Here is a 25573-nt window from a genome sequence, read left to right as displayed (position 1 = left end):
AATTTTTAGCATTAATAATCTACTTTTATTATTAATGATTGACTTTGAACGTTCTTTTCAATTCATCAATATAGGCCAAATCTTTCGAAATCGTTTTTCCAGGACTATCTGATAATTTAGCTACAGGTTGATTATTACATTCAGTGAGTTTTAACACAATATTCAAGGATTTGGTATTAAACTCTGTAGACGGAATGTCACAAGCTAAAAAACCGCCTATACCAAAAGATAATTTTACTCGGTTATTGAAGTATTGATAGATTTTAAGCGCTTTATCAAAGTTTAGGCTATCAGAAAAAACCAGTAATTTTGTTTTAGGATCAATTCCTAATTGCTGATAATGACGAATCGCTTTTTCGCCCCACTCTATCGGATCGCCTGAATCATGGCGTAATCCTTGATAATGAGAGGCTAAATAATAATCAAAATCCCGTAAAAATGCATCCATCGTAATACAATCAGTTAATGCAACACCCAAATCATGTGGATACTCATCTAACCAAACTTGTAGTGCCGTCTTCTGGCAGTCTTGTAAATTGGTACTTAAACGCTGATGAGCTTGAAACCATTCATGTGCTTGAGTACCAACTGGTGTCAATCCTAAACGATATGCCAATAAATAATTACTAGTACTATTAAAATTGGTAAAATGGTTTTGCAAATAACTAACAACGGCTTCTTGTACAGCAAAAGAGTAACGTCTTCGTGTGCCAAAATCCATCAAATTGAAACCAGATATATCGATATCATTAGTATCAAATATTGCTAATTTATCTTTAAGTCTTACCAGTGCTTGATCAACACCAATATTAGGAGAACGATCTTTATGAACAATCTCACTAATTACTGCAAGCAATGGTACTTCCCACAAAATCACATCAACCCATTTACCTTCAATTTGAATAACTAGCTGACCATCTTCATTTTTAATCGTTAACAATTGACTATTAAAATGCCAATTTTTTAGCCAATTTAAATAATCTGGTTTAAAAAAAGAAATATGCGACAAATAGGCGAACTCATCTTCAGTAAGAGCTAGAGACTCCATTAATTTAACTTGATGAGCAATTTCATCAGCATACTGACCTAGTAAATCATCACTACGACACCGGAACTGTGCATTCACAGTCACATCAGGATAATGATGAAAAACAGCTTGCTGCATATGCAATTTATAAGCATCAGTATCTAATATTGATGTAATTATTGCGGGTAACATGTCTATCTATTATCAGTTCTTTCAAGAAAATTCTGGAGATTATAGCAGAATAATAATTAAGATATAGATTAATTATCTAATAAGATTATTTTTAATACGCTATAATAGCCAATAAAGATATTTTGATAAATTAATCCATATCTATTCCAAAATGGTTAATATTGATAATTCATTTACTTTTATCTGATTAATAAATGAAAGTGAAAGTAATTAAGACCTATTTTGATGAATTCAAATACATGATCAGCGCATCACTTTAGAAGGCAAAGAAAAATGAGTACAACTGATATCCAACCAATTGCTAAATTTCGTCATGACTATAAAACACCCAACTTCACGATTACTGATATTGACCTCGATTTTGATTTAGCTGCAGAAACAACTACAGTTATCGCTCGTAGTCATGTTATTAATAAAAATCCTCAAGCTGACGATTTAATTTTAGACGGTGAAGAACTTAAATTAGTTTCAATAAATATTGATGAGCAACCTTGGAGTGATTATCAAATCACAAAAACCGGATTAATCATCAAAAATGTTCCATCTGAATTTACTTTAACCATCGTCAACGAAATCAAACCAATTGATAATACCGCACTTGAAGGACTATATGTTTCAGGTGATGCACTTTGTACACAATGTGAAGCAGAAGGTTTCCGTCATATCACTTACTACCTTGATAGACCAGATGTATTAGCTCGTTTTTCAACTCGAATTACTGCCAATAAAAAACAATATCCTTTTCTATTATCTAATGGAAACCGCATTTCACAAGGCGAACTAGCCGACGGTAGACATTGGGTTCAATGGCAAGATCCATTTCCTAAACCAGCCTATTTATTCGCATTAGTAGCTGGTGACTTTGATATATTAAAAGATCACTTTATTACCCGCTCTAATCGAAAAATTGATTTAGAAATTTATGTAGATAAAGGTAATTTAGAGCGTTCACAATGGGCAATGACCAGTTTAAAAAATGCCATGCGCTGGGATGAAAATCGTTTCGATTTAGAATATGACTTAGATATTTTCATGATTGTGGCTGTTGATTTCTTCAATATGGGCGCAATGGAAAATAAAGGACTAAATATTTTCAATTCTAAATATGTCTTGGCTAAACCTGAAACCGCGACAGATGACGATTATATCGGAATTGAATCCGTAATTGGTCATGAATACTTTCATAATTGGACTGGTAATCGCGTTACTTGTCGAGACTGGTTCCAACTCAGTTTAAAAGAAGGGCTAACTGTATTTAGAGATCAAGAATTTACTTCTGACCAAGGACTTAGATCAGTAAAACGTATTAATGATGTCAAACTACTACGAACCGTACAATTTGCTGAAGATGCCAGCCCTATGTCTCATCCTATTCGCCCTGAACAAGTAATTGAAATGAATAATTTCTATACTGTTACCGTATATGAAAAAGGTGCAGAAGTTATACGTATGATGCACACATTATTAGGTGAAGAAAACTTTCAAGCAGGGATGAAACTCTATTTCAAACGACATGATGGAAGTGCTGCTACCTGTGATGATTTTGTTGCTGCTATGCAAGATGCATCAGGCATTGACTTAACACAATTCAAATTATGGTACAGCCAATCAGGCACGCCCGTTTTAACTGTAACTGACAGTTACGATCCTCAAAATCATCAATATACCCTAACTGTTGAGCAACATACGCCAGTAACCCAAGATCAAAGCCAAAAACAAGCACTACATATTCCATTAGATATTGAACTTTATCAACATGATGGCGAAGTGATTAGATTGCAATATCAAAACAAATCTATACATCATGTATTAAATGTAACACAAGCAAAACAACAATTTGTATTTGATAATATTAGTGAAAAACCAATTATATCTTTATTGTGTGATTTCTCAGCACCGGTAAAACTCAATTACGATTACCAAGATGGTGATCTTATATTCTTAATGCAACATGCTAGTAATGCTTTTAGTCGTTACGATGCTGCGCAAATGCTATTAGCAAAATATGTGCGTTTAAATGTCAGTAATTATCAACATAATCTACCTATGACTTTCTCTGAACTTGTTTTGGATGCTTTTAGAGGAATACTATTATCAGACTCTGTTGAGCCTGCACTTATTGCACAAATATTAACATTACCTTCAGAGAACGAATTAGCAAATCTGTTTGATGTTGTTGATCCGATTGCTATTTATCAAGTACGCCAATTCTTATTAGGTGTATTTGCTAATGAACTTTATGATGAGTTAACAGCGGTCTATCATCATAATCAAACAGATCAATATCATATTGAACATTCAGATATCGGCAAACGTATGCTGAAAAACTGCTGTTTGTCATTATTGGCATATGCTAATGATAAACCACAAGTAGATGCCTTAGTCAAAAAACAATATGAACAAGCGAATAATATGACAGATTCATTAGCTGCACTTACCGCAGCGGTAAAAGCACAGCTTGATTGCCGTCATACTTTACTTGTCGATTTTGATAACAAATGGCATCAAGATGGTTTAGTTATGGATAAATGGTTAGCCTTGAATGCAACAAGCCCTGAGCAAAATGTATTATCAACAGTAAAAAAACTGCTCAATCATCGATCTTTTTCACTAAATAATCCAAATAGAATAAGAAGCCTAATTGGTGCTTTTGTAAATAATAATCCTGTCGCTTTCCATGCAGAAGACGGTAGTGGTTATCATTTCTTAGTAGAAATATTAACAGAGTTAAACCAAAAAAATCCACAAGTGGCATCAAGACTCATTGATCCACTTATCCGTCTAAAACGTTATAATAAAGATCGTCAGAAAAAAATGAGATTCGCTTTAGAAAGTTTATTGAAGTTGAATAATTTATCTAAAGATCTTTACGAAAAAATTAGTAAGGCTTTAGCTGCATAATAAAATCCCATCTTGTTACTCGTTAGCAAGATGGGATTTTTAATAAAAAACACATAAAATTGCGTTCAAAAACCCCGTTCCTCAACTTTTTTTAGATAGAATGAGTTTGAATAATGTCAATAATAAAAGAAATAACACCTTTACAACTAAAACAACAGATCGATAATAACGTACCGCTTTTTTTACTTGATGTACGCGAACCTAATGAAGTAGAAATTTGTGCAATAGCGGGAGCAATACATATTCCTATGAATCTCATACCACTTTATTTAGATAAAATCCCTGATGAAATTGATATTATTATTTATTGCCATCATGGTGTAAGAAGTCTTAACGTTGCAAGTTACTTGGTTGAAAATGGATTTGATTGTGATTTTCTCTACAATCTAACTGGTGGCATTGACGCTTGGGCTAGAACTGTTGATACCAGTATGCCTAAATATTAAAAAGCCCGCATTTAAACGGGCTAAATGATCACTATTCTTGTGGCATAACCCAATAACCATTTTGATTATGTGTTTGCATGTAATCTTTAAATTGTTGTGATTGGTAAATACGCTTTATATCTTTTGCCCATTGACTATTTTCATTCCCTTCATTAACTACAACCATAATTTCTAAATCAGGAATAATTGTTTCAGACAAAAGTGCTTTTTTCGAGTCAATATTAGCGGAATAAACGATACTGCCAGGAATAACGGCGAAATCTAACTCATTTAAAACTCTTGGAATATTGGCTGAATCCATTTCTACAATATCAACACCCGCAATATTTTCGGCAATATCATTTTTGCCGACAATAATTGGATTACTATTTGGTTTTAACTTAATCCAACCAGCTTTTTCCAACAAGTTGTAAGAACGTGCTGCATTTGATGCATCTTGAGGAATTCCAATTTTAGCACCCGGAAAAACATTTTTTATCGACGTATACTTATTCGAAAATATTGCAGCGGGAACCGAAGGTACATGCACCACTGGTTTTAAATGAGCTTTGCGTTGACTATTAAACACATCCATATATGCAGTATGTTGAGCTACCGTTAAATCAATACTGCCTTCACTTAATGCCACATCTGATTCTAATAAATGTGGAAAATTAACTAACTTAACTTTATAGCCTTCTGATTCTAGTATTGGTTTAACCGCATCATTAAACAGATCATTGTACGGTCCTGGTGAAACGCCCATACTGATCTCTTTTTTAGTTTGATTATCGGTTTTCGATGATGAGTTATCACATGCTGTAATAAAAAAAAGAGAACTAAATAAAGCTAACACCACAACATTATTAACTAATTTTTGCTTGATGAACCTCATTTTCATTTGAACTAACCTCAGTGAAGTGTAAATTTTAAAACTACTCTAACACATAAAAAATAATTCATTTATTCCATGTAATTCTATCTTATAACTTTTTGGAATAAGTTATAAAAAACGATTATTAGAGCCAAAATATCAGCTGTGCTACTGTAAAAATATCAATATTTTTATCAATTGGACTTACCATGACAAAAGCTATTGCACCTATTATCGAGCAGCTTTTTCTCGACTTACATCAAAATCCAGAGCTTTCAAATCAGGAGTTTGAAACAACCAAAAAATTAAGGTATTACTTAGAAAAAGCGAATATTCGCATATTAGAGCTAGGCGCAAAAACTGGTGTTATTGCTGAAATTGGTTCAGGCTCACCAGTCTTAGCCTTAAGAGCCGATATTGACGCCCTACCCATTTTTGAACAATCAGATTGCCAATACCGTTCAACCCAAAAAGGAGTAATGCATGCTTGCGGTCATGATCTGCATACTTCTGTTTTAATGGGAGCAGCTTACTTATTGAAAGCCAATGAAGAGCATTTGAAAGGAACGGTTCGATTACTTTTTCAACCGGCTGAAGAAAATTTTAGTGGTGCATTACATTTCATAGAAATTGGTGCGCTTAATGGCGTTGATGTTATTTTAGGAATGCACAATAATCCTAATTTAACCATTAACCAAATGGCTTCACGAGCTGGCCCCTTTTCAGCAAACGTTGACCGAATTGAAATCACAATAAAAGGTGTTGGAGCCCATGCGGCAAGGCCTGAGTCAGGTATTGATCCAATTGTTATTGGTTCACAAATTATTAGTGCTATCCAAACAATATCAAGTCGTACAATAAGTGGGCTTGATGCTGTGGTTGTCAGCATTACAAAATTCTTAGGAGGGAACACATGGAATGTCATTCCTGAAATTGTTGAGATGGAAGGCACTGTAAGAACGCTAACTCCTGATATAAGGTTAAAAGTCAAACAACAATTAAAAAGCATTGTTGAAAATATTGCACTTAGCATGGGAGCCAAAGCAGAGTTGAGATGGTTTGATGGCCCGCCATCAATCATAAATGTTGCTAAGTGGGTCGATTTTTGTCAAAAGATTGCCAAACAACAAGGTTATGACGTTGTTGATTTTCAACCGCAACTTGGTGGTGAAGATTTTGCCCACTATTTGCATCATGTACCTGGCGCATTTATCAATCTTGGTTCACAAAGCCCTTATGCTTTACATCATCCAAAATTTTTAGTTAATACTGACATGATTATGCCAGCAGCCAACTATTTAGCCAATCTCGCTAAGCAAGGATTAATTGAAGTAGCACAACATTGATAGGTATCACATAATGATAAAATTTGAAAATGTATCGAAACAATACGAACGAAATGGAGTTACCACCCAAGCATTACAAAACATCAACTTAACTATCCAAAAAGGCGATATCTACGGCATTATTGGTTATAGTGGTGCAGGAAAAAGTACGCTAGTTCGTCTGATAAACTTTCTTGAAAAACCAACTCAAGGCAATGTTGTTATTCAAAACCAACCATTGAATCAGTTATCAAACTCTCAATTACGCCAAGTTCGCCGTAAAATAGGCATGATTTTTCAACATTTCAATTTACTTGAATCCAAAACCGTATATGAAAATGTTGCGATCCCTCTAGTCCTCATCAAAAAAGATAAACAAACGATTAAAAAGAAAGTTCATGAACTGCTCGAATTTGTTGGATTAAACGATAAAGCTAATAGCTATCCTAAAGAGCTATCAGGTGGACAAAAGCAACGTATTGGAATTGCTCGGGCCTTGGCGAACGATCCCGATATTTTACTTTGTGATGAAGCCACATCGGCACTCGATCCACAAACTACTCAAGCTATTTTGGAATTAATAAAAAAAATTAATGATAAATATAAAATAACTGTCGTTCTAATTACCCATGAAATGCATGTAATACAGCAAATATGTCACAAAGTAGCAGTTATGGAAAAAGGTAAAATTATCGAACATGGCAATGTACTTGATGTCTTTGGTCATCCAACGCATAAAACCACACAAAAATTTGTTAGTTCAGTTATTAATGACCAAATCCCTGAAGGTGTTGTTGAAAATCTGTTAAAAATTGAGGGTGATAAACATAATATTAAGTTGTTTAAGCTTGAATTTTTAGGTCGTTCGGCCTCAGAGCCGGTTATGAATGCATTGATCTTACAGCAAAAAGTAATAGTGAATATTTTATTTGCCCATATGTCTGAAATCGAAAAAACGGTATTAGGCAGTATGTTTGTTCAATTAAAAGGAAGTGATAATAATATCGAACAATCAGTGCAATTTCTTCGCGAAAATGGGGTTAACGTTACAGAAATCAAACATTGGGAGAACAACTAATGGAAATAGTCAACGATTTTATCAATTATATAAATACTAATTTTCTAACCAGAGTGACCGTTGAGCAATATGCACAAGCATCATTAGACACATTATATATGGTTGTTTTTTCATTAATATTAGGCGCATTAATCGGTGTTCCATTAGCGATATGCTTAGTCACCACCCGACCATCTGGTTTACTTGAAAATAAACGGGTTTATCAGATTATTAACCCAATTATTAATTTTGTTCGCTCATTACCTTTTATTATTTTACTCTTTTCACTTCATTCATTTACTTACTTTATAGTTCGCACATCAATCGGTACGACAGCTGCAATTGTGCCCTTAACTTTTTATGTTGCTCCTTATATTGCTCGGCTTGTTGAAAACTCATTATTAGAGGTAAAAAGTGGTATTATTGAAGCAGCTGAATCGATGGGCGCAACGCCAGTACAAATTATTTGGCACTTTATGCTACCAGAAGCATTTAGTTCATTGATTTTAACTTTCACTACCGCCACAATTGGTTTGATTGGGGCTACAGCAATGGCAGGGGCTATTGGCGCAGGTGGTATTGGAGATGTCGCCTATTCGCAAGGTTATCAACGTTTTGATGATACCGTCATTTATATCTGTGTTGTGATCTTAGTTATTGCAATACAAATTGTACAAAGCATTGGTAATTATTTGGCACGCAAGGCAAGACACGAATAATCTCAACTAATTAAACCCTATTGCTAAACTTTATACTGGCGTTTATTTCAAAACGCCACTATTTACCACAAAAAATCAATAAATATAATTCAATATTCTCATATAGTTAAAATATTTAAAAAGTTTTAGCATAAAATGACGAACAAATAAATTCAGCATATTTTATGATTACCGTCACTAAATCAGCTACTTGGTTAATACATTTGTTTATTTGTAATAATCAAGTAAAATAACCGACATTTAATTATGGTAGTGTAGGAACTCATTGTGACCAACACATTACAACAAAATCTGGTCGAAATACACGATATGTCTTTTTATCGTGGGACTCGTCCAATTTATAAAAATATGAACTTGACGGTTCCCAAAGGCAAAGTTACCGCAATTATGGGGCCATCGGGAATAGGTAAAACTACACTATTAAGACTGATTGGCGGGCAACTTAAGCCACAATCAGGTCAAATTCTATTTGATGGTGAAGATATACCTAGTATGACTCGTTCAAGGTTATATGAAGTCCGTAAAAGAATGAGTATGTTATTCCAATCTGGGGCTCTATTTACTGATTTATCAGTATTTGATAATGTTGCTTATCCATTAAGAGAACATTTTAATTTACCAAAACCTATTTTACATAATTTGGTATTAATGAAATTACAATCAGTAGGACTTCGTGGTGCAGCTAACATGATGCCTTCAGAACTATCTGGTGGAATGGCACGGCGGGCAGCATTAGCCAGAGCAATAGCACTCGATCCTGATCTAATCATGTTTGATGAACCTTTTGCTGGGCAAGATCCTATATCCATGGGCGTAATTGTCAAACTTATATCTGAAATTAACCAATCACTTGGATTAACCTGTATTGTTGTTAGCCATGATGTTAGTGAAGTATTAAGTATTGCCGATTATGCCTATATTGTTGCTGAACAACATATTATTGCTGGCGGTACATCTGAAGAATTACGCAATAATGATGATTTACGAGTAAAACAATTCCTTGAAGGATTAGCCGATGGCCCAGTACCATTTCATTATCCTGCGGATGATTACAAATTAGACCTAAGTAGAGGTGCAAACTAATGTTAAACTTAATTGCAAAACTTGGGCGATCAATAATCAATATTATCGCGATGCTAGGTCGCTCAGGCGTAATGCTATTTGGTGCACTTATCGGTAAACCTCAATTTAGCAAACAATTCCCATTACTTGTTAAACAATTTTACTTTGTCGGTGTACAATCGCTATCAATTATTATCGTATCCGGTCTTTTCATAGGAATGGTACTAGCACTACAAGGTTACTTCATTTTAACCACCTTTGGTGCTGAAGCCAGTTTGGGGATGCTAGTCGCACTTGCCCTGTTGAGAGAACTTGGGCCTGTAGTAGCAGGATTACTATTTGCAGGCCGTGCCGGCTCAGCGTTAACCGCTGAAATTGGTCTAATGAAGGCCACCGAACAATTATCAAGCATGGAAATGATGGCGATCGACCCATTAAGACGAATTATCGCGCCAAGATTTTGGGCTGGATTTTTTTGTATGCCGTTTCTAACAGCAATTTTTGTCGCTGTTGGCATTTTAGGTGGTGTATTAGTAGGTGTTGATTGGAAAGGTATTGATGCAGGATTTTTTTGGTCATCCATTCAAAGTAATGTCGATTGGTGGCACGATTTAGGCAATTGTTTTATTAAAAGCTTTGCATTTGCAATCGCTAGTACTTGGATTGCTCTATTTAATGGCTATGATTGTGTGCCAACATCAGAAGGAATCAGTCGGGCAACAACGAACACCGTTGTCTATTCATCATTAGTTATTTTGGGGTTAGATTTTATTTTAACCGCATTAATGTTTAGTAATTGAGGTCATTAAACATGAGTCGTAAAGTTGAAATTACAGTAGGGTTATTTATGGTGCTGGTTATCTGCTCAGTGCTATTTTTATGTTTTAGGGTTACCGATCCAACGTCTTTCGCTCGTCATAACTCCTACCGTGTTTATGCTGTATTTGATAACATTGGTGGATTAAAAGTAAGATCACCAATTAAAATTGGCGGTGTAGTGATTGGTCGTGTAAGTAATATTAGTCTTAAATCAGAAAAAGGTGCAACGTATAAACCTTATGTCACTATGGATTTAGATGCTCAATACAATAGAATTCCAAGTTCTAGCTCACTTTCAATCAAAACTTCTGGCCTATTAGGTGAACAATTTATTGATATCAATTTTGGATTAGATCAAAGCATTGAACATGAACTTGATTCATTAGATTCTGATACCACTACAACAACGAGTAATAGTAATAATAAACCAGCTTATCTTATAGATGGTTATGTCATTAACAATACAAAACCAGCCATGGTGATCGAAGACTTGATTGGACAATTTTTATATAGCACTAGCGGATCATCAGATAAAAAACAAGATACCAATGATAGTAAGGAGTAACTATGTTAACCAAATTTAAACAAGCCCTTTTTTTAGTACTTGCATTAGTAATAAGTTCTTCAGTATTTGCAAACGATCCTTATAACGATATGCAAGTTGCTGCTGACAAAATATTTAGTACGATGAAAGCTCAATCAGCATCAATTAAGTCAAATCCAAATAAACTTAAAGATATTGTAAGAGCGGATTTATTGCCTTATGTCCAAGTTAAATATGCAGGCGCATTAATTTTAGGTGATGCTTATAAATCAGCAACTGACGCACAACGAACAGCTTATTTCAAAGCTTTTGAAAACTATTTAGTTCAAGCTTTTGCTCAAGCACTTTCTATGTACAACGGTCAAACTTACCAAGTTGAAGCACCAAAAGATTTAACTAACAAATCACTTATTTCAATTCGCGTGCTTTTAAATCAGCCAGATAAAAATCAACAACCTATTCGTATCGATTTCCAATGGCGAAAAAATACAGTAACAGGTGAATGGAAAGCTTATGACTTAACAGCTGAAGGAGTAAGCATGGTTACAACTAAACAAAACGAATGGGCAGCTATTCTTCGCCAAAATGGAATAGATGCATTAACCAAACAATTAAATGATCTATCCAATCGCAAAATTGATCCAAACGCTAAACAAAAAGGTTAGTTCATTATGTCGAGAATCCAAGCAGAAAAACAACAAAATGCACTTAATTTAATCGGTGAACTTGATTTTCACTCTTTAAATGATTTATGGATTGCTCAAGATACATTATTAAGCAATATAAACCATATTGATGTATCTAGAGTAACACGGGTTGACTCTTCTGGACTCGCGACACTTGTCTATTTTTGTAATCAATATAATGTAAAATTGACTGGGGTCAGCCCACAATTACAAACACTCATTGAGCTTTATGATTTGCAAACAGTGATTAATCATTAAAAATGATGCAATTTGAGAGCTCAAAAACCCCGTTCCTCAACTTTTTTTTATAAAATAGTTAATACTGAGTTTAAATAATGGATAAACAAGAAATTATAGCTAAATTAAAAAATTCACTTAAACTTGACGATGTTCATGTAATGACAAATGATGGCAGCCATTTTCAAGTTATTGCCGTTGGTGAAATGTTTGCTGAATTAAGCCGTGTAAAAAAACAACAAGCTATTTATGCACCATTAGCGGAATTTATTAATGATAATCGAATCCATGCATTATCAATCAAAACCTATACACCGACTGAATGGCAACGTGAGCGAAAATTAATGGGGTTATAATTACCCTCCATGAACATAGAAACTTGAATAAAGTTTTTTTAGCCACATGTTTCATAAATAAACATAATCATTGCATAAGGTATTCCAGAATGACTAACCCACTATTAAGTAATTCATCATTACCCCTATTTTCACAAATCAAACCTGAGCATGTTTTACCAGCGATTAAAGAGACATTAAACAATTGTCGTAAAACGATTGAATCTGTGCTTGAACAAAATAGTGAATACACTTGGGATAATCTTGTTCAACCCATTGATGAAATGGATGAAAAATTTAGCCGAGCATGGTCACCGGTTAGTCATCTTAATTCAGTGAAAAACAGCCCAGAACTACGTGAAGCATATGAAGCTTGCTTACCTTTGCTATCTCAATACAGTACTTGGGTAGGACAACATAAACCACTATATAATGCCTATAAACAACTTAAAGATAGCAAACACTTCGAAAATTTAAGCAAAGCACAAAAAAAAGTAATCAACAATGCATTGCGGGATTTTGAATTATCGGGTATTGGATTGGCGGATGATGAGCAAAAACGTTATGGTGAAATTGTTGCCAAACTTTCAGAATTATCATCTCAATATAGTAATAATGTATTAGATGCCACTATGGGCTGGTCAAAATTAATCACGAATATTGAAGATTTATCCGGAATGCCTGAAAGTGCCTTAGCCGCAGCTAAAGAGCAAGCTAAGGCAAAAGAGCAAGATGGTTGGTTATTAACGCTCGATATCCCAAGTTATTTACCGGTAATGACTTATTGCGATAATCGAGATTTACGATTTGAACTCTATCAAGCATACAATACTCGAGCGTCTGACCAAGGACCTAATGCCGGTAAGTGGGATAATACAGAAATCATTAAACAAATTATATCGCTTCGAGCTGAACTTGCTCAGTTACTTGGTTTTGACACATATGCCGATAAGTCATTAGCAACTAAAATGGCTGAAACTGTAACGCAAGTTACCGCATTTTTAACCGATTTAGCAACCAAAGCTAAACCACAAGGTGAAAAAGAATTAACCGAACTTAAAAGATATGCTTATGAATATTTTGGTGCAAGTGATATCAAACCATGGGATATCGCTTATTACAGCGAAAAACAAAAGCAACATCTTTATACCATCAATGATGAAGAGCTTCGTCCATATTTTCCAGAGGATCGAGTTATTAGTGGATTATTTGAAGTCGTTCGTCGTATTTTTGGCATTACTGCAAAACAGCGTCATGATGTTGAAGTTTGGGCACCTGAGGTAAAATTTTACGATTTATATAATGCCAATGGTGAATTAAAAGGTAGCTTTTATCTTGATTTATATGCTCGTGAACATAAACGAGGTGGTGCTTGGATGGATGATTGTATTGGTAAAATGCGTTTTGCTGATGGCCATATCCAAAAACCTGTTGCCTATTTAACTTGTAATTTCAATCGACCAATCGGTGATAAACCAGCATTATTTACTCATAATGAGGTAACCACATTATTCCATGAATTTGGTCATGGACTACATCATATGTTAACTGAAATTGATGTGTCATCAGTGGCTGGTATTAATGGTGTTCCATGGGATGCCGTTGAATTACCGAGTCAATTCTTAGAAAATTGGTGCTGGCAGCCTGAAGCTTTAGAATTTATTTCAGGTCATTATCAAACTGGCGAACCATTACCTCAAGAAATGCTAGAAAAAATGCTTGATAGCAAAAACTTCCAAGCTGCATTATTTATTCTGCGTCAGTTAGAGTTCGGTTTATTTGATTTTAAATTACATAGCGAAAAAACACCTGATATTTTAGAAACTTTAAAACAAGTCAGAGAACAAGTTGCAGTAGTACCAACCGTAGATTGGGGACGATTCCCTCACGCATTTAGTCATATTTTTGCAGGAGGTTATGCCGCAGGTTATTACAGTTACCTATGGGCTGAAGTTTTATCTGCTGATGCGTTTTCTCGCTTTGAAGAAGAAGGTATCTTCAATGCAAATACAGGTAATGCTTTCCTGGATAATATATTATCTCAAGGTGGCAGTGATGAACCAATGACATTATTCAAAAATTTCCGTGGTCGTGAACCGCAACTTGAGGCATTACTTCGTCACTATGGTATCCACTAAAGTTAACACTGCTCAGCTCAAAAAGTTAGCTGAGCAGTGGCTATTCGAGCATCCTGATCTTCCATTTACTCTCGTTAATCAAAACAATCAACTTGAGTTACAAAAAACTGATGAACCTAAATTAGGCGCAATCGCGGTTAATTTTGTGTCTGGTGCGATGGCTCATCGTCGTCAATTTGGTGGTGGTCGTGGTGAAGCGATAGCTAAAGCTGTTGGCGTTAAAGGTAATTATTTACCCACTATTATTGATGCAACAGCTGGATTAGGACGAGATGCATTCGTATTAGCTTCTATTGGTTGCCATGTTACTATGTTTGAGCGACATCCTGTTGTTGCTGCCTTGTTAGAAGATGGGCTTAATCGTGCTTATCAAGATCCAATCATTGGTCAGCAATTACAAAAACTGTTACATTTAATTTATAATTCAAGTTTACTTGGGCTCAATTCACATCAAGAAAAACCTGACGTTATTTATCTTGATCCGATGTTTCCGCATCGACAAAAAAGTGCATTAGTGAAAAAAGAGATGCGCATTTTTCAACAATTAGTTGGTAACGATCTCGATGCAGAAAGCCTACTTGAACCCGCAAGACGATTAGCTAAAAAACGCGTTGTGGTTAAACGACCTGATTATGCACCATTTTTAGCCAATCAAAAACCAACGGCGGAAATTAAAACTAAAAATCATCGTTTTGATATTTACACACCATGTTTATAGGAATAGTATTTGAATATGCGACTGGATAAATTTCTAGCTCACCATCTAGGGGTAAGCCGAACAATAGTCAATAAAGAACTGAAAGCCCAAAAGGTAACTGTTAATGGAGCTGTTGTAAAATCAGGTGCTTACCATATCTCAGATGATCAAATTGTAGAATATGATGGTTTCGAAATTATACCTATTACCGAAAATCGTTACTTCATGCTCAATAAACCACAAGGTTATGTTTGTTCTACTGATGATCCTGATCACCCAACTATCCTCTATTTTATTGATGAACCTATGTCTGAAAAGCTACATTCAGCAGGTCGACTGGATTTAGACACCACTGGGCTAGTTTTATTAACCGATGATGGTAAGTGGTCACATCGCATTACTTCTCCTAAACATCATTGTGAAAAAGTTTATCAAGTAACCGTTGAGCAACCTCTTAATAATGATCTTATTGAGATATTTAAACAAGGTATTCAGCTAAAAAGTGAAAAATCACTTACTCAACCAGCTAAATTAGTTATCCTTGATGATTACCATGCAGAACTTACAATAAGTGAAGGCCGATATCACCAAGTAAAACGAATGTTTGCAGCTGTAAATAACCATGTCACCCAGTTGCATCGTAAACAGATTGGCAATATTATTCTTGATATACCTGAGGGCGAATACCGCCCTCTTACTCAAGATGAGATCAATTCGTTTAATTAGCCGTTTGATTCTTAACTAATGTTTTCTTTTACTAGGTTTTATAGTTAAAACTTAGTAACTTTGTATCCAAAGGAATGACAACGTGCAAACACAAGAACCACAAGTAGAAATTAAAGTTTCTAAACAAGCACTTATCTTTATTCTTGGTTTCATTTCAATGTTAATGCCATTATCTATTGATATGTATTTACCAAGTATGCCAACTATTGCGAACAAATTTAATGTCGCCGATTCAACTGTGCAGTTGACAATCAGTTTCTATTTATTAGGATTTTCATTAGGTCAGCTTTTGTTTGGTCCACTCACCGATAGTTACGGACGAAGAAAAGTTTTAACTGCTGGACTAATTATTTTCATAATTGCAGCATTATGTTGTGGTCTTGCTGCTAATATAAATCAGTTAATCACAGCCCGATTTTTTCATGGAATAGCAGCATCAGCAACCACTATTGTTATTAATGCATTAATGAAAGATATCTATCGCGATCGTGATGATTTTTCTAAAATGATGTCTTTTGTAACATTGATATCGAATGTTGCCCCATTACTCGCACCGATTATTGGTGGTTTTATTCTTTATTGGTTCAATTGGCAAGCCAACTTCTATGCACTTTGCTTAATGGCGATTATTTGTTTTGCATTAGTAACAATCAATATCCCTGAGACATTAGCCAAATCCAAACGTGATAAATTCAGTATAATTCGAATTTTAAGCAACTTCATTGTCCTATTTAGACATAGACAAGTGTTTACTTACATGATGATTGGTGCATTTTCCGGAGCCGGATTATTTTCATTTCTAAGTTTAGGACCATTTGTCTATATGAACTTACATGGTGTTGCATCAACCAATTTCGGCTATTACTTTGCTATTAATGTTATGGTCATGGTTTCAATGAATACACTCAATAGCCGTATTGTAAAACGGGTTGGTTCTATTAAGATGATTCAGTTAGGCTTACTCCTCCAATTTATTACAGCCATAGGTATGGCTACAGTGAGTATATTTGACTTAGGTTTTGTCTTTTTAGTGGCATGTATTGCTGGTTATATCGGTTGTATTTCAACCATAGGTGGTAATTGCATGGCTATAATACTCGATTATTATTCTCATATAGCAGGCACAGCCTCCTCGCTTGCAGGCACCATCCGCTTTGCCGTCGCTGGCGCTATCGGAGTCTTACTTTCAACACTCGTTTCAACTCATAATACAGCAACTGTTACGAATAATTTAACAGAATGGCTAATGGTTGGCTCAATGGTTATCTGTAACTTTTTTGCGGCTGGATTGTTTTTGAGTGTCAAAAATATAAAAAGGAATTAACCATGATTTATCAATTAGAAAATCTAAAACCACAAATTAATTCTAAGTGTTTTATTGCTAAATCAGCAGACATCATTGGTGATGTTATTTTAGAAGAAGGCGTATCTATATGGTTTAACGCAGTTTTGCGAGGTGATATCGCAACTATTCATATTGGTAAAAATAGTAATGTTCAAGATAACAGTACTATTCATACAGAAACTGACATTCCCTGTATTGTTGGTGAGAATGTCACCGTTGGCCATAATGTTATTTTGCATAGTTGTAATATTGAGGATAATAGTTTAATTGGTATGGGAAGTACTATTTTAAACAATGCTAGAATTGCCAAAAACTGCCTAGTAGGTGCAAACTCACTAGTTACACATAGTCTACCTTATGAGGAAGGTTGTATGATTATGGGATCTCCAGCTAAAATTATTCGTAAACTCACAGATGAAGAAATTCAAGCAAATATTAAAAATGCTCAACATTACGTGTTGAATGCAAAAAGATTTAATCAAACCTTAACGCTATCGAATTAATAGTTGCTAATAAATTAGTTTTTATACACCTTTCACGCTATGAGTAGGTTCAATTTATGATAAAATACTCAAAATTTTTAATTAAGATAGTTTTTAGGAACGTGTTTGAAAAAATCTAAAATTACAAGAAGACAGATTGTTGCACAATTAATTCTATTATCATTAATAGGCCTGTCTGTTTACTTATTTTTATCACTGTTTACTTACAACCCATCAGATCCTGGCTGGTCACGTACAGCTTGGCACTATCCTATTAGCAACTTAGGCGGTTATATTGGTGCATATATTTCTGATATCTTATTTCAGTTTTTTGGATTAATCGCCTATAGTTTACCGGTTATTATTATCTTTTTTTGTTTACAATTAATGGGTTACTTTTACCGCCATGCCAGTGATCCTATTAACTATTTTAGTGTTTCTTTCCGAATTATCGGCATTTTAGCTTTTGTACTTAGTTGTTGTGGTTTTTTTGCTCTTAATATTCGCGATCCAGAACAATTCCAAGCAGGTGGTTATTTAGGTTCGATAGTAATTGAAAGCCTTCTACCTGTTATGAGTAGCTTAGCTACCTCTCTAGCTTTGCTTGCAACAACACTAGCATGTATTACGCTTTTAACTGGTTTCTCTTGGCTTTATCTGTTTGAAAAAATTGGTGCTTTAGTTATGTTCATCCTGTCACCAATAAAATGGTTATTTACTCCGGATAAAGTTTCACAACCAGCTGATTCGAAGCAAGAAGACAAATTAACAACAGAAAAACAGCCTCAATTTGATCTACCTATTGATGTTGATAGTAGTGATAATATTGACTCAACCAAATTGGCGACAGAATCAGATATTAGTACAACTAAACCTATTTCATTAAAAGATGATGAAGTATTTATAAAAACTGCTGCTCAATTATTGCAATCTATTGAGGCAAATACATCTCCTAACGAAACTAACCAACCGACTAAAGATATATCTAAAAAAGAAATGGATCCTGACGCGATTTTAGCGCGAATGGAAACTATTTTGAAAAATATGAATGAAAGCACCACGAGTGATATGAGTTCAACAGAATCTGATGGAGAAATTAATAGTCGTGAGGCCTTAGAACCTTTTGAAGAAGATAAATACGCTATTGCCGATGCACCAAGTAAACCTTTATTCACTATGGAGCATAATGAGCCAAAAATTAATCTAAATCATATTGCATCTCAAGATTCAGTTGATCCAATTGTAATCGAACCTTTAGCGGAAACATCACCAAGTATTACACCTGAATATCATAATACTAATGATATTCCAGCCGAATTTGAGATACCCGAAGATGTTGATATATCACTTCTTAAAGAAGAAAACCCTCTCATTGATGACATATATCAAAATGAGGTAGTAAACGAATCAAATGAACAACAAACTAAAAATGAAATAAAAGAAGTTACGGACGAGGACGAGGATGAGGATGAGGATGAGGAAGAAAGCCTTATTCATCCTTTGCTAAAACGCAATGATAAGCCTTTACCTAAACCAACAACACCGTTACCTTCGTTAAATTTATTAACGCCACCACCAACAACTCGAATTGAAGTTGATCACGCGGCATTAAATGCAATGTCAGAGCAAATCGAAAAAAGCCTCTCTGATTATCGAGTAAAAGCTAGAGTTGTCGATTATTTACCTGGCCCCGTTATTACTCGCTTCGAAATTGAACTTGCACCAGGCATTAAGGCAGCAAGAATTTCGACACTTGACCGAGATTTAGCTCGCTCATTATCAATGCCTTCAGTACGGGTGGTCGAGGTTATTCCAGGTAAACCGTATGTCGGAATTGAATTACCAAATAAAAATCGACAAACTGTTTATTTCAGAGAAGTATTAGATAGTCCACAATTTAAAAATGCACAATCTCCTTTAACAATTGTATTAGGAAAAGATATCGCAGGACAATCAGTGGTTGCAGATTTAGCTAAAATGCCACATTTATTGGTTGCAGGAACGACCGGTTCAGGTAAATCAGTAGGTGTTAATGCCATGATATTAAGCATTTTATACAAATCACAACCTGAAGATGTTAGGTTTATAATGATTGATCCTAAAATGTTAGAACTATCTATCTATGAAGGGATTCCTCATCTATTGACTCAAGTAGTAACTGATATGAAAGATGCGGCTAATGCTCTTAACTGGTGTGTTAATGAAATGGAGCGTCGCTATCGATTGATGTCAGCATTGGGCGTTCGTAACATTGCTGGTTTTAACGAAAAAATCAAACTTGCCGAAGAAATGGGACGACCAATTCCAGATCCTCTTTGGAAACCCACTGATAGTATGGATCTTGAAATGCCAACGCTTGAAAAACTTCCATATATTGTGGTTATGGTGGATGAATTCGCCGACTTAATTATGGCCGTTGGAAAAAAAGTCGAAGAGCTCATTGCACGACTTGCACAAAAAGCTCGAGCGGCTGGCATCCACTTAGTGCTTGCAACCCAACGCCCATCAGTTGATGTAATTACTGGTTTAATTAAAGCCAACATACCAACTCGAATAGCATTTACTGTTTCAAGCAAGATTGATTCACGTACAATCCTAGATCAAATGGGGGCAGAATCACTTCTAGGTATGGGTGACATGCTCTATTTAGCACCAAATAGCTCAATTCCTATTCGTGTTCATGGCGCATTTGTACGTGATGAAGAAGTTCATGCAGTTGTACAAGATTGGAAAGCGCGTGGCACACCTAAATATATCGAGAATGTAACAGTTTCAACTGATGATAATGAAGGTAATAGCTTCGATATGACCGATGAAGAACTCGATCCACTTTTCGATCAAGTAGTAGCATTTGTGGTTGAAACCCGTCGAGCATCAATATCAAGCGTCCAACGCAAATTTAGAATTGGTTACAATCGCGCTGCACGAATAGTAGAACAAATGGAAGTGGAAGGCATTATAAGTGCGCCAAGTCATAATGGTAATCGCGAAGTACTTGCACAAGCATCACCTAATGATTATTAGGCTAAATTTCAATAGTAAAACCATTTAACTAATAAGATAGTGTGTCACTATATAAAATTTTAAGTGATCTACTTTCTAAATTTTAACCAGTAAATCATTGATAAAATTGCGCCTATTATTGCTATACCGGCTAAGGCAAAATAGGCGATTATCATCGACCATTTCAAACTAATTATTCCAACAATAATTGGAAATAGCGTCATACCTAGTGCATAAATAGCTTGAAATAATCCCATGGCAGCAGAACGGGCATACGATGGCACATCTATCATCGCTTCAAAATTTAAAAACGAAAATAGTATACCCGTCCCTATACCAGGGATAATTTGCAATAGAAGAATAATATAAACAGAAGAGACCTGAGGTACTAAAATACAATAAAGTGCTAGTAATAGAAAAGATAAAATTACCCAGCTTGAAATTCTCATCAGATTAATCCACTTAGTCGCCCCCAATTTAGCAAATAGAACTGAAGATAACATATAGACAATTGAAGAAATGCCAATTAAAAAGGCATTCCCCCCTAAATCACTCAATATCTGATTAGTAAAAGACATTGTGGTAGACATTTGAATGCCTTGCTGAATTAAAGCAAGAAATGAGAAAAACAATAATTTTCGATTACATAATGCGCTAAACAAAAGATGATAGTTAAAATCATGATGGATCTTTTCCGGATATTTTAGCTTTATTGCTAAAATAAAAGCCAATAACCCGCTAAAGCAACTAAGCACACAAATTCCTACCATATGAATATAATCATACAATAATGTACTTGTTAAAAAGGCTAAAAACACACCTAGATTATTAACCATTATAATTAAACTAGTTGCATACCCTTTTTTAGATTTGGGATAAAAACCTAAAAAAAGCACCATAAAAGAGATCCACATTGCACTGGCGAAACCTGAAATTATATTACCAACGAGAAAACCAGTTCCATTCGGTTCAATAATACGAATCACCGATGCAATTCCAGCAAAAAAGGTGCCTAATACAATAAAAATTTTATGTTTCTCTTTTACATTGGCTAATAAACCAACCGGCAATCTTAAGAATAATTGCGAAAATCCATAAGCACTAACCACCATTCCGATCATAGTAGTCGATATATTTATCGCCGCAAGATAAGGGGTTTGATAAGGAATATAGATATATTGTGCATACCAGAAAAAAAACACAATACACAACAATAAATAAGACTTCTTCTTGGCTGACTTCATTTATCCACAATTTTAATACTGATAATTTTTGCTCTAAAAATATATCTAAATAAATTATTTAGCAATAATTATGACAAACTTGTCTAATTTTTTAAACTATGCTAGCTTGAAGTGAATTAAAAAGTGATAAAAATTGATCTTACTAAATTCATAATACAAACATCTTAATTTTATGATTTATATAATAATGATAATTTTTAGTGTATTAAGCTTTTTTATCAATGAATAACCATTCTTTAAGTAATGGAGAAAATAATGGACTATCAAAAAATTGCACAGCAAATACTCGAATTAGTCGGCGGTAAAGAGAATATTATCAACTTAACACACTGCTTTACTCGCTTACGGTTTCAATTAAATGACAGTAAAAAAGCTAATCGCGAAAAATTATTACAGACAGAAGGTGTGATTTCCGTTGTTGAAAGTAGTGGACAATACCAAGTAGTATTAGGCAATAAAGTCACCAAAATTTATGAGCAACTCCTCCCTCTAATTGGCGAGTTAGAACAAAGTAATCAAACGGAACCTAAAGTTTCATTAGGGGTAAAAATACTTAATGCTTTTGCAGCTATTTTTACACCAATCATCCCAGCTATTGCAGCATCAGGTATGTTAAAGGGAATTTTAGCTATAGCGGTTATGATAGGTAATTATTACTATCAAACTGATATCAAAACTTATAACACCTACACGATTTTACATGCTGCATCAGATGCAGTTTTCTACTTCATGCCAATAATACTTGGCTATACCGCTGCTAAAGTATTTAAAGCTCATGAATTTATATCGATGATAATTGGTGCAACATTATGTTATCCATCAATTGTCAATTTAATGGCTAGTAAAACTGAAGTCACTCTGTTTACCATTGAATTAACCAAAGCAAGTTACACGTCTAGCGTTATCCCAATTATATTAGCGGTATTTATTTTAAGTTATGTACAAAGATTTTTGGAATATATTATCCCTGAAGTATTAAAAATTATCATGGTGCCAACTTTTTCATTACTTATCATGATACCAGCTACTTTACTTATTTTCGGTCCTATTGGCATCTATATTGGCGAATTTATAAACTGGATCTATTACTACATTATGGGCGTTAGCCCTATATTATTAGGAGCATTTATTGGTGGTGTATGGTGTATTTTAGTCATCTTTGGCGCACATCGTGCTATTGTACCAATCGGCATTAATGACGTAGCTCAAACTGGACGCCAGAACTTACTTGCTTTCGCTGGAGCGGCGAACTTTTCACAAGCTGGAGCCGCATTAGGTGTATTTTTCAAAACCAAAAATAAAAATTTAAAAACCGTTGCCGCATCGGCAACAATCACAGCCTTGTTCGGCATTACCGAACCAGCGATTTATGGCGCTAACTTAAGATTGAAAAAACCAATGATTTGTGCGGTTGTGTGTGGTGCACTTGCTGGAGGATTAATGGGTTGGGGAGGATCTTATGGTACAGCCTTTGCCAACCAAGGGGTATTAACAATACCTGTTTATGCGGAAGCAGGTACAAAAGCGTTCTTATGCTATTTAATTGGTATAGGCTTTGCATTTTTTGGTTCATGCATTATGACAATGATTGTTGGATTTAATGACATACCAAACGAAAAAGAATCAAAAACAATTCAAACTCCATTAACCACTGATACAACTATTCTATCGCCTGTTGAGGGTGAGGTCATTGCCTTAAATCAAGTCAAAGATGAAGTATTTGCTTCAGGAGCGATGGGCAAAGGGATAGCAGTTTATCCTAAAATTGGTGAAATAATTGCTCCAGCAGATTGTACAGTATCAGTACTCTACCCTACTTTACACGCAATTGGTCTAAAGTTAGACAATGGCATTGAACTGTTGATCCACATTGGAATTGACACCGTTAAATTACAAGGTAAATATTTTAAATCCTATGTACAAGCAGGACAACACATTAAAAAAGGAACCAAAATAGTTTCATTTGATATTGATAAAATAAAAGAATTCGATTTAACGACTTCGATTATTGTTGCTAATTCAGATCAATATAAAAATATAGAATATTGTCAAAAAGGTCACGTCAGTAAAAAAGACAATTTATTATTTATTCAAGTTTAGAGGTTAATATATGAAAGCTTTTGCTAAGGATTTTTGGTGGGGAGCATCATCTTCTGCCTTTCAAATTGAAGGTGGATGGGATGCTGATGGAAAAGGGATGACCGTTGCTGATTATAACTCATTTCAACGCTCTGCAGTGCAAGCCGATAGCAAAGTTGCCAGTGATTTCTATCATCATGTAGAGAGTGATATTGCTTTGTTTAAAGAATTGGGATTAAAAAATTATCGTTTTTCAATATCATGGGCACGTATTATTCCTAATGGGGACGGTGAAATAAATCAAGCTGGGATTGATTTTTATAATCGAGTAATTAACGAATTAATCAAAAATGATATCATTCCATTTATTACCCTTTATCACTTTGATTTACCATTTGCCTTAGTTGATAAATATAATGGTTGGCAAGACCGCCGTTGTGTCGATGCATTTAGACGCTATGCTCAGGTCTGCTATAAAGCATTTGGTGATCGGGTAAAAAACTGGCAAATCAATAATGAACAAAATTTGATGATTCGTGTTAATGAACGAATGAACATGTACAAAGTCGCACCAGCCGACACAGAAAAAGTGAGAGCTCAAATGGATTATCACATGTTTGTTGCTCATGCGATGGCAACAAATGATTGTCATGAACTAATTACTGGAAGCAAAGTAGGACCAGCGGTATCATCCACCATGACCTATCCTGCAAGTAATAAACCAATGGATGTTTGGGCAGCTAAAATGAATGATAATTTTAAAACTAATTATGCCCTAGATATGTACTGTTTTGGTGATTATCCGGGATACTATAAACATTATTTGCAACGTTGTGGTATCTACCCTATTACACAACCAGAAGATGCCGAAATATTAAAAAAAGCTAAACCTGATTTTATTGCCGTAAATTACTATCGAACATTAGTCGCAAGCTATTTACCGGAAGATGATGCTCATCCATTTGGCACTAAAGAAAAAGATATTGATTTCGATTTATATGGTTATTTCAAAATTGAGAAAAACCCAAATTTAACCGCATCTACTTATGGCGCACAAATTGACCCGATGGGGTTGAGACTAGTATTAAATGAATATTATCGCCAATATCGTTTACCATTAATTATTACTGAAAATGGATTAGGTACTCCAGATACATTAACTGTTGACAATAAAGTACATGATGATTATCGAATTGATTATATCAAATCGCACATATTAGCTTGTCATGATGCAATTGAAGATGGGGTTGAACTATTTGGATATTGTCCATGGTCAGTAATTGATTTACTAAGTTCTCATCAAGGTTTCAAAAAGCGTTATGGCTTTGTTTATGTTGATCGAGATGATCATGACTTAAAAACACTTAATCGAATTAAAAAAGATAGTTTTTATTGGTATCAGCAAGTCATCAAAGATAATGGTATTAAAGATTAAAAACAGGGATGGGCTTTAAAAAAGCCCATGATGATAGTTGTTGAAACAAACAGCTATACTGGAAATGATTGTTTGCCTAATCTTGTCATAACTTCAAATATGAACCACATCATTGTATTAGCCTGATAATAATTCAGTTTTATTCTAAATTAGATGATTTATAGATATGGAGTGATATTGAATTTTTGAGTTGAGGAACGGGGTTTTTGAGGCAAATATAA

The 25573-nt window shown here is 34.7% G+C and carries 22 protein-coding genes; 19 read left to right on the top strand and 3 right to left on the bottom strand.

Annotated elements, in window-relative coordinates; translation table 11 throughout:
* Positions 1-31: 31 nt before the first annotated feature.
* Complete coding sequence (gene pncB / locus J3U18_RS03980; protein ID WP_267352989.1) at positions 32-1219, bottom strand: nicotinate phosphoribosyltransferase; 1188 nt, start codon at positions 1217-1219, stop codon at positions 32-34.
* A gap of 273 nt (positions 1220-1492) precedes the next feature.
* On the opposite strand from pncB, the gene pepN reads away from it, so the two are divergent.
* Both pepN and J3U18_RS03970 read left to right on the top strand, forming a co-directional pair.
* A complete protein-coding gene (gene pepN / locus J3U18_RS03975; RefSeq protein WP_267352988.1) occupies positions 1493-4120 on the top strand; it encodes an aminopeptidase N in 2628 nt (875 codons plus the stop codon).
* Positions 4121-4233: 113 nt separating this feature from the next.
* Positions 4234-4566, top strand: a complete 333-nt coding sequence (locus J3U18_RS03970; protein ID WP_065563609.1) for a rhodanese-like domain-containing protein — start codon at positions 4234-4236, stop codon at positions 4564-4566.
* Between the two features lie 31 nt (positions 4567-4597).
* On the opposite strand, the gene J3U18_RS03965 is transcribed toward J3U18_RS03970, so the two are convergent.
* Entirely contained in the window at positions 4598-5446 is an 849-nt protein-coding gene (locus tag J3U18_RS03965; RefSeq protein WP_220225705.1) for a MetQ/NlpA family ABC transporter substrate-binding protein, read from the bottom strand.
* Positions 5447-5628: 182 nt separating this feature from the next.
* On the opposite strand from J3U18_RS03965, the gene J3U18_RS03960 reads away from it, so the two are divergent.
* The 15 genes from J3U18_RS03960 to J3U18_RS11890 all read left to right on the top strand — a co-directional run bounded on the left by J3U18_RS03960 (position 5629) and on the right by J3U18_RS11890 (position 20615).
* The gene (locus J3U18_RS03960) at positions 5629-6765 is read left to right on the top strand and encodes an amidohydrolase (protein ID WP_267337058.1); all 1137 of its coding nucleotides are present in this window, start codon (positions 5629-5631) and stop codon (positions 6763-6765) included.
* Positions 6766-6778: 13 nt separating this feature from the next.
* A complete protein-coding gene (locus J3U18_RS03955; RefSeq protein ID WP_267352987.1) occupies positions 6779-7822 on the top strand; it encodes a methionine ABC transporter ATP-binding protein in 1044 nt (347 codons plus the stop codon).
* Between the two features lie 98 nt (positions 7823-7920).
* Positions 7921-8520 (top strand): methionine ABC transporter permease, encoded by a 600-nt coding sequence (locus J3U18_RS03950; protein ID WP_065563747.1) that lies wholly within the window; start codon positions 7921-7923, stop codon positions 8518-8520.
* A gap of 264 nt (positions 8521-8784) precedes the next feature.
* Positions 8785-9603 carry a phospholipid ABC transporter ATP-binding protein MlaF gene (mlaF, locus tag J3U18_RS03945; RefSeq protein WP_081299570.1) on the top strand — a complete coding sequence of 273 codons (819 nt, stop codon included), beginning with the start codon at positions 8785-8787 and terminating at the stop codon, positions 9601-9603.
* Positions 9603-10382 (top strand): lipid asymmetry maintenance ABC transporter permease subunit MlaE, encoded by a 780-nt coding sequence (gene mlaE, locus J3U18_RS03940; RefSeq protein WP_065563612.1) that lies wholly within the window; start codon positions 9603-9605, stop codon positions 10380-10382. Before mlaF ends, mlaE begins: the two co-directional genes overlap by 1 nt.
* Before the next feature lie 11 nt (positions 10383-10393).
* Entirely contained in the window at positions 10394-10966 is a 573-nt protein-coding gene (gene mlaD / locus J3U18_RS03935; protein ID WP_267352986.1) for an outer membrane lipid asymmetry maintenance protein MlaD, read from the top strand.
* Between the two features lie 2 nt (positions 10967-10968).
* Entirely contained in the window at positions 10969-11610 is a 642-nt protein-coding gene (mlaC, locus tag J3U18_RS03930) for a phospholipid-binding protein MlaC (RefSeq protein ID WP_267352985.1), read from the top strand.
* A gap of 6 nt (positions 11611-11616) precedes the next feature.
* Entirely contained in the window at positions 11617-11889 is a 273-nt protein-coding gene (locus J3U18_RS03925) for an STAS domain-containing protein (RefSeq protein WP_267352984.1), read from the top strand.
* A 77-nt stretch (positions 11890-11966) separates the two neighbouring features.
* A complete protein-coding gene (locus tag J3U18_RS03920; RefSeq protein WP_267330453.1) occupies positions 11967-12224 on the top strand; it encodes a BolA family protein in 258 nt (85 codons plus the stop codon).
* Between the two features lie 89 nt (positions 12225-12313).
* Complete coding sequence (gene prlC / locus J3U18_RS03915) at positions 12314-14341, top strand: oligopeptidase A (protein ID WP_220225698.1); 2028 nt, start codon at positions 12314-12316, stop codon at positions 14339-14341.
* Complete coding sequence (locus tag J3U18_RS03910) at positions 14328-15059, top strand: class I SAM-dependent methyltransferase (RefSeq protein ID WP_267352983.1); 732 nt, start codon at positions 14328-14330, stop codon at positions 15057-15059. The genes prlC and J3U18_RS03910 overlap by 14 nt, the downstream gene beginning before the upstream one ends.
* 15 nt (positions 15060-15074) lie before the next feature.
* Positions 15075-15764: a 16S rRNA pseudouridine(516) synthase RsuA gene (gene rsuA / locus J3U18_RS03905; protein ID WP_267352982.1), complete on the top strand. Its 690-nt coding sequence runs from the start codon at positions 15075-15077 to the stop codon at positions 15762-15764.
* An 82-nt stretch (positions 15765-15846) separates the two neighbouring features.
* Positions 15847-17088 (top strand): Bcr/CflA family multidrug efflux MFS transporter, encoded by a 1242-nt coding sequence (locus J3U18_RS03900; RefSeq protein WP_267352981.1) that lies wholly within the window; start codon positions 15847-15849, stop codon positions 17086-17088.
* Positions 17089-17090: 2 nt separating this feature from the next.
* The gene (locus J3U18_RS03895; protein WP_065563620.1) at positions 17091-17612 is read left to right on the top strand and encodes a gamma carbonic anhydrase family protein; all 522 of its coding nucleotides are present in this window, start codon (positions 17091-17093) and stop codon (positions 17610-17612) included.
* A 105-nt stretch (positions 17613-17717) separates the two neighbouring features.
* Complete coding sequence (locus J3U18_RS11890) at positions 17718-20615, top strand: DNA translocase FtsK 4TM domain-containing protein (protein WP_416380377.1); 2898 nt, start codon at positions 17718-17720, stop codon at positions 20613-20615.
* A 68-nt stretch (positions 20616-20683) separates the two neighbouring features.
* Here the strand turns inward: J3U18_RS11890 and J3U18_RS03880 are convergent, their stop codons facing one another.
* Positions 20684-21838 (bottom strand): MFS transporter, encoded by a 1155-nt coding sequence (locus J3U18_RS03880; RefSeq protein ID WP_065734687.1) that lies wholly within the window; start codon positions 21836-21838, stop codon positions 20684-20686.
* A gap of 255 nt (positions 21839-22093) precedes the next feature.
* On the opposite strand from J3U18_RS03880, the gene J3U18_RS03875 reads away from it, so the two are divergent.
* Both J3U18_RS03875 and J3U18_RS03870 read left to right on the top strand, forming a co-directional pair.
* Positions 22094-23938, top strand: coding sequence for a beta-glucoside-specific PTS transporter subunit IIABC (locus J3U18_RS03875; protein WP_267352980.1), 1845 nt, complete (start codon positions 22094-22096; stop codon positions 23936-23938).
* A 10-nt stretch (positions 23939-23948) separates the two neighbouring features.
* Complete coding sequence (locus J3U18_RS03870; RefSeq protein ID WP_267352979.1) at positions 23949-25352, top strand: glycoside hydrolase family 1 protein; 1404 nt, start codon at positions 23949-23951, stop codon at positions 25350-25352.
* The last annotated feature ends 221 nt before the right edge of the window (positions 25353-25573 follow it).

Origin of the sequence: Gilliamella sp. B3482 (assembly GCF_026536805.1) — a bacterium.
Classification (GTDB): Bacteria; Pseudomonadota; Gammaproteobacteria; order Enterobacterales; family Orbaceae; genus Gilliamella; species Gilliamella apicola_E.
Note: the sequence above shows the minus strand (reverse complement) of the source record. Positions and strands in the feature narration are given on the sequence as shown.